At 70.1% G+C, this 268-nt stretch carries 1 protein-coding gene; it reads right to left on the bottom strand.

Going from position 1 to position 268, the window contains the following annotated elements; genetic code table 11:
- Positions 1-268 (bottom strand): ABC transporter permease subunit (locus WDW90_RS39620; protein ID WP_336493058.1); only part of this gene is annotated, 268 nt, incomplete at both ends.

The raw sequence follows: 268 nt of genomic DNA, 5'->3' as shown, positions 1-268 counted from the left end.
GGAAGGCGAGTCGGCGCCGGCGTTGGCGAGCAACAACCAGAAGAACACCATCATGAGCAGCACGGGCACGGCGCGGAAGAACTCCACGACGGCGCCGCACACCACGCGCACCGGCAGCAGCGTGGAGAGCCGGCCCACGCCGAAGAGCAGGCCGAAGGCGAACGCGCCGACGATGCTGACGGCGGCCGCCCGCATGGTGTTGAGGAATCCCGGCCAGTAGTAGAACCGCCAGGCGTCGGCGTCCACGGCGGCGAGCCACAGGTCAGGG

Origin of the sequence: Methylobacterium nigriterrae (assembly GCF_037106235.1) — a bacterium.
GTDB lineage: Bacteria > Pseudomonadota > Alphaproteobacteria > Rhizobiales > Beijerinckiaceae > Methylobacterium > Methylobacterium nigriterrae.
Note: the sequence above shows the minus strand (reverse complement) of the source record. Positions and strands in the feature narration are given on the sequence as shown.